Source organism: bacterium, assembly GCA_040753555.1.
GTDB lineage: Bacteria > UBA9089 > UBA9088 > UBA9088 > UBA9088 > JBFLYE01.
Window position 1 is genome coordinate 23225 of the sequence record JBFMDZ010000009.1, and the last position, 6248, is coordinate 29472.

At 34.0% G+C, this 6248-nt stretch carries 6 protein-coding genes; all 6 read left to right on the top strand.

The window, feature by feature from the left end; translation table 11 throughout:
- Window positions 1-71: 71 nt before the first annotated feature.
- The 6 genes from AB1630_01695 to AB1630_01720 all read left to right on the top strand — a co-directional run bounded on the left by AB1630_01695 (window position 72) and on the right by AB1630_01720 (window position 6165).
- Window positions 72-839 carry a flagellar motor protein MotB gene (locus AB1630_01695; protein ID MEW6102523.1) on the top strand — a complete coding sequence of 256 codons (768 nt, stop codon included), beginning with the start codon at window positions 72-74 and terminating at the stop codon, window positions 837-839.
- On the top strand, window positions 839-1621 hold the full coding sequence (gene uppP / locus AB1630_01700) for an undecaprenyl-diphosphatase UppP (protein ID MEW6102524.1): 783 nt from the start codon (window positions 839-841) through the stop codon (window positions 1619-1621). Before AB1630_01695 ends, uppP begins: the two co-directional genes overlap by 1 nt.
- Complete coding sequence (gene kdsB, locus AB1630_01705) at window positions 1600-2313, top strand: 3-deoxy-manno-octulosonate cytidylyltransferase (GenBank protein ID MEW6102525.1); 714 nt, start codon at window positions 1600-1602, stop codon at window positions 2311-2313. The genes uppP and kdsB overlap by 22 nt, the downstream gene beginning before the upstream one ends.
- On the top strand, window positions 2310-3719 hold the full coding sequence (locus AB1630_01710; protein ID MEW6102526.1) for a transglutaminase-like domain-containing protein: 1410 nt from the start codon (window positions 2310-2312) through the stop codon (window positions 3717-3719). The genes kdsB and AB1630_01710 overlap by 4 nt, the downstream gene beginning before the upstream one ends.
- A gap of 272 nt (window positions 3720-3991) precedes the next feature.
- Complete coding sequence (locus tag AB1630_01715) at window positions 3992-4771, top strand: DUF2723 domain-containing protein (protein ID MEW6102527.1); 780 nt, start codon at window positions 3992-3994, stop codon at window positions 4769-4771.
- Window positions 4669-6165: a tetratricopeptide repeat protein gene (locus AB1630_01720; GenBank protein ID MEW6102528.1), complete on the top strand. Its 1497-nt coding sequence runs from the start codon at window positions 4669-4671 to the stop codon at window positions 6163-6165. Before AB1630_01715 ends, AB1630_01720 begins: the two co-directional genes overlap by 103 nt.
- Window positions 6166-6248: the final 83 nt, after the last annotated feature.

Sequence of the window (6248 nt, forward strand, 5' to 3'; positions counted from 1 at the left end):
GTGGAATTTGGATTAAGAGATTATACTATATTAGGCAGGACTTAAAAATAAGGTTAAAATATAAGTAGAAAATGGCTAGAAAAAAGAAAAAAGAAGAAGCTCATTGTGAAACAGCTGGAGGATTAAGGTGGCTAATAACATACGCTGATATGATTACCCTCCTTCTTGGCGTATTTATTATCCTTGTTTCTAATTCTGCTATTGGTGAATCAAAATACAATGCAATGAAGATAGCATTCTCAAGGATATTCTCTTTATTTACAGGAACAAGGGAGGAATCAATAATGCCAGGCCCTTTAGGAAGCGTTTTTCCAGAAAAAAGCGGAGCCCAGGTTGAATTTCCAGAGGAAGAATATAAAACCCCTGTTGCAAAAGGGTATAAGGATGAGGTAACAAAAGAGAAGGTAAAGACAATCCAAACAAGAAAGGGGATGCTCTTTAGGCTCTCTGATGTTATGTTTGAAGAAGGAAGTGCAAGGCTTAATCCAAAATATAGCTCTCTTCTTAACAGGGTAGGAAGTTTCATAGAAAAAATACCAAATGAGATAAGGATTGAAGGACATACAGATGCAAACCCTATTGAAACAAAGGAATTTTCCTCAAATTGGGAGCTTTCCATAAAAAGGGCAAATGCTGTTAGAGAATATCTATTTAGTTTAGCAGAAAAAGACCTTTCTCCTTCTTCCCTTGAAATATATAAAAAGAGGTTTTCCATTGTTGGTTATGGAGAGGGAAAGCCAATTGAAAAAGACCCATATTCTCCCCTTAATAGAAGGGTTGATATTGTTATTTCATCTTCTTCCTCAAGTGAGGTAAGGAATAAAATACTTTCTGAATAATGACATTTTTTGATAGCATAATTCTTGGAATTCTTCAAGGTTTAACCGAGTTTTTTCCCATAAGCTCATCAGCCCATCTTGTCATTGTTCCCCATCTTTTAAAGATAGGAAACCCATCAATTTTCTTTGATGTTTGTCTTCATTTAGGAACCCTCTTTGCGGTAATTGTCTTTTGGTTTTCAAAAATTAGAAATATCACCATATCCCTCTTTAAACTTAAAAGGGATGATGATGCAAGGTTAGGACTTCTTATTATTGTAGCAATGATTCCAACCGGCGTCATTGGAATTTTATTTAAAGACATTCTTGAGAAATTGTTTGAAAGCCCAATTAGGGTTGCCTTTCTCCTTCTTATCACAGGGATTTTATTATTTCTTACAAGGTTTTCAAAAGAAAGAAAAGAGAATATGACTATCCTGGATGCCTTAATTATTGGGCTATTCCAGGGTCTTGCCATAGCACCAGGGATTTCCCGTTCAGGCTCTTGCATTTCATCCGGCCTATTTATTGGTCTTAAAAGGGAAAAGGCATTTGACTTTGCCTTTCTTTTATCCATCCCAGCTGTTCTTGCGGCATTTATTCTAAAGCTTAAGGATTCATTAGAAAACAAAGAGGCAATCTTTATCCTCCCCTATCTTTCAGGAACAATTATTGCATTTACCGTTGGGCTTCTTTCTCTATTTTTTCTTTCAAGGATTGTAAGAAGAGGAAAAATTCACTATTTTGCCTATTATTGTTGGGCAACTAGCATTTTTACCATATGCCTTCTATCGTTGGCGTAATTCCTGCAAGGTATGCCTCAAAAAGATTCCCCGGAAAGCCATTGGCTCTTTTAAAGGGAAAATCTATAATTTGGTGGGTGTTTAATCAAGCAAAGAAGGCATTGGATAATGTTCTTATTGCAACAGATGATGAAAGGATAAAGAAAGAGGCGGAAAATTTTGGTGCAAATGTTATAATGACAAGCCCTGAACATCCTTCTGGAACAGATAGAATAGGAGAGGTGGTTAAAACCCTTGATGTTTCCCTTGTTATAAATATTCAAGGCGATCAACCCCTTATTCCTCCAGAGATGATACAGGGGGTTATTAAAGAATTACAAAATCCTTCAATTTTAATGGCAACATTAAAAAAGGAGATAGACAAAAACCTTGCAGATAACCCAAATATTGTGAAGGTTGTTGTTGATAAAGACGATTTTGCCCTTTATTTCTCAAGGGGAAAAATTCCATATTCTGGAAGGTATTATAAGCATATTGGAATCTATGGGTATAAGAAGGATTTTCTTTTAACCTTTATCAACCTTCCAAAGGGAAAGCTTGAGATAGAAGAAGACCTTGAACAATTAAGGGCATTAGAAAATGGGTATAAAATAAAGGTAGCCACAACAGAATACGACTCACCATCCATTGATACAAAAGAAGACTTAAAGGAAATTCAGAAATATTACAATTTTATACTAAAACCTGTATGAAACTCCTAAAGGTTTTGATTGTTTTTGCCTGGATTATAACAATGGCTCTTCTTTTAAAAAAGGAGGGTTTTCTTTCAAGGTCTTATAATATTACATATTACGACATTCTTGGAAAGAAAGACCCTTATCGGGAGGAATACCTTGGTATATACCTTGATAATGAAAAGATTGGCTTTTCAAAGAGCTATATTGACGCATACTCATTTCCAGGCAATAGGGTTGGATTTAGTATATCCAATGAAACAAGGGTATTTGTCAAGGCATTTGGAGAGCCTTCTTCTATCAATATCACAACAGAGGTTTTAATTGATGATAACTATAGGCTTTCCTCGTTTTCCTCTATTCTTTCATCAAAACAATACAAGATAGAAGCAAAGGGAGAGAGGGTAGCTAACAAGATAATAGCCTCAATTTATTCTGGAGAGAGGCTAATAGTCAAAAGGGAATTTAAAGAAAAGGATTTTGCTTTTCTAGGTGAAATTCTTCCTTTATCATCATTGCCTTCTCTTTCTGAAGGAAGGGTTTATTGTTTAAAAAGCTTTGACCCATTTGGGATAATGGGTGATGAGAGAATAAGCCTTAAGGTTTTAAAGAGAACAACAATAATGTATGATGATGAGCTATTTGAGACCTATCCCATTATCATTTCATATCAAAACATCAGGGCAAAGCTTTATACTACAAGGGATGGAAAGATATTGAAGGCATACCTTCCCTATGGTTTTCTGGCAAAAAAAGAGGATGAAAAAAAGGCTAAAAAAATTAAATTTTCATATCCAGATATATCAAGCCTCTCATCCATTCCATCAAATAGGATAATAGAAGAGCCAAGGAAGGTTTCTTACTTTAAGATAAAGATGGATAAAAAGATTGTTGTGATAAAAAAGGATACATTTCCAGAGACAGCTTTCACACTTCCAATCAAGGAATATTTAGAATTCACAAAAGAAACAGCCTTTGTCCAATCAAATGACAAAGGAATTATAGAACAGGCAAGGAAAATAATAGGCAAAGAGAAAGATAGCCAAAAAGCCTCTATTTTGCTTATGGAATGGGTTTGTACTAACCTTTCCCAAAAGCCAGCGTTTAGCCTTCCATCTGCAATTGAGGTTTTAAAAAACAAAACAGGTGATTGCAATGAGCATACAATATTATTTACAGCCTTAGCAAGGTCTATTGGGATTCCAACAAAGATGACTGTTGGATTATGCTATTTAGACAAAAGGTTTTATTACCACGCCTGGGCTAAAGTATTTTGCGGAAAATGGGTATCAATTGACCCAACATTCAATCAAGCACCTGCGGATGCAACGCATATTCCCTTGATAGAGGGAGATATAGGAGAGCAGATTGGACTATTGGGATATATAGGAAATATAAAGGTAGAGGTGTTGGATTATGATTAAAGGCTCTTTGCATAATTATAGTGCAAAAATAATTGTATACTTATCTTTTTTAACAAAGAAGCCCAATTGTAAATTTAGCTTTAGTTAAACACATACAATCTTTAAACCCTATCCTATGCACCATAATCCGTGATGAGCCAAATTCTATCTATATTATTATTATTCGGCATTTTTTACAAATTCCTTAAGAGATAATTTTCTTTCTTACTTGGAATTCAATTGATTTTTAGTATATAATCTAGGTCGTGAAGAAACTGCCAAGGGATGAAGGAATGATTCCAAAGCAGTTTAAAACAATAGATTATTTATTTGGTCTTCTTGTTTTCTTTGTTTCATTCGGCATTTATCTTCATACCCTAACCCCCACCGTCGGTTTTCATGATTCAGGTGAGCTTATAACCTGTGCCTTCTCATTAGGCATTGCCCATCCTCCGGGGTATCCATTATATACTTTGTTTGGTAAGATTTTTACAACCTTAATCCCTATTGGAAACATTGCCTTCAGGATGAATATGCAATCAGCATTATTCGCCTCCCTTTGTGTAATGATGACATATTTTATCACCTTAAAAGTGAGCGGAAGAGCGGAGGAACGGAAGAACGGAAGAATAATTTCAAGCGTTGTTGCATCTTTGATTTTGGCTTTCTCTGCTACCTTCTGGGAACAAGCGGTGATTGCAGAAAAATATACCCTAAATGCTTTCTTTGCTACCTTAATTATCTTTATCCTTCTTAAATGGCAAGACTCCCGACTCCAGACTCCAGACTCCAGACTTCTTTATTTGTTTTCCTTTATCTTAGGCTTAAGTTTCACCCACCACTTCCAGACAATCTACCTTGTCCCTGCAAGTATATTCTTTATCTTGGCTACATTGATAAAAAATAGAGAAAAAGCCAAAAAGAAATTACAATTAAATTCTGTCTTCTGTCTTCTGTCTTCTTTTTCCTCTTGCCTCTTACTTTATGGGTTTATATTCCAGTCAGAGCAAGTATACATCCTCCCCTTAATTGGGGATGCCCTGATAACTGGCAAAGGTTTGTTGAGCATTTAAGTGGAAAGTTATATCATCTATACACAGAGTCGCTTACAGGAAGCCTTAAATCCCGTTTTTTCGACCATCTTGGCTTCTTTGCGCATCAGTTCAATCCCTGGCTTATTCCTTTTGGATTCATAGGCTTTATCTTTTTAATTGTAAAAAGACTAAAGATTGGTGTATATTTACTTTTAATGGTTATTACCAATATCATTATGGCTATCCGTTACAATATTTCCAACATTGAGGATTACTATATTCCCTCTTTCTTGGTTTTTGCCCTTTTTATTGGCTACTCTGTTTATTCCCTGTATTCTGTCTCCTGTATTCTGTATTCTAAATTTCTCCCTAATCTTTATTCCCTAATCCCTAATGCTGGTTTATCACTATTTTTCTTGCTTCTTCCAATTCTCCAATGTAGAGCAAATTACTATTCCTCTGACCATTCTAAGCATTATATTGCTTATGATTATGGAAGGAATGTTTCAAGGTATATTAAAAAGAAAGCAATGGTTTTTTTTAAAGGAGGAGTATTGAATGAGCCTATTTTTACTCTTTGGTATCTTCAGAATATTGAAAGACATTGTATAGATACAGCATTTATTGTGAGTGAAAACCTAGTTTATCAATATTACATTGAAGAAACCAGAAGTAAATTTCCTGATATAATTATTCCTTCTGTTTCTATTCAAAATGTAAAAGGGATTATAGAAAATAATTTAGACAGGCGACCAATTTATTTACAGGCGAATAGCCTTTTAGTTAATGAATTATCCAAAACATATAACTTGATTCATGGCGGAATTTTTCCAGAAGTAGCAAAAAAAGCAGGTTCTAAAGAGTTTTATGGTATGAAAGATAAAGGAAAATTTAATATTAGAAAGGGATATTCTTTTACAAGAAAGGATATAGATTTTGAGGATATAAAATTATTAGGGATATTTATGAGTTATGCTGTTGCATTTAATAATTTAGGAAATTGTTGTTATGATTTTAAACTCTATCAAGAAGCTGGAGAGTATTATAAAGAAGCCATAAAGGCACTAGGAATATTGAGGACAATAGAGGTAGATAATATAGAGAAATATTATATGGAATATATAAAAAAATATTTTGTTTTATATGCTTATGGTTTTTTTGGACTAAGCGATGTCTTTTTTCAACAAGGAGATTTTGATAGGGCTATTCAGGAATGCGAAAATGGATTAGAATTAGATTCTATGAATAAAAATGCTCATTGGAAATTAGGATTTCTATATCTTCAAAAAGGTATGAAGGGTAAAGCAGTAAAACAATTTGAAATTGTATTGAATCTTGATCCAAACAATATCCAGGCCAAACAAATACTTGAGGAATGTAAAAAATCCCTTGCAGAACTTCCCCAACTTTTTACAAATCTATATAAACAATAAGATAAAATGGATTATTGTTAAAAAAACAAAAAGAAAAGAAATATTTAAGAAAAATACCAAATCTGCCGATATTAAAGAAGGGG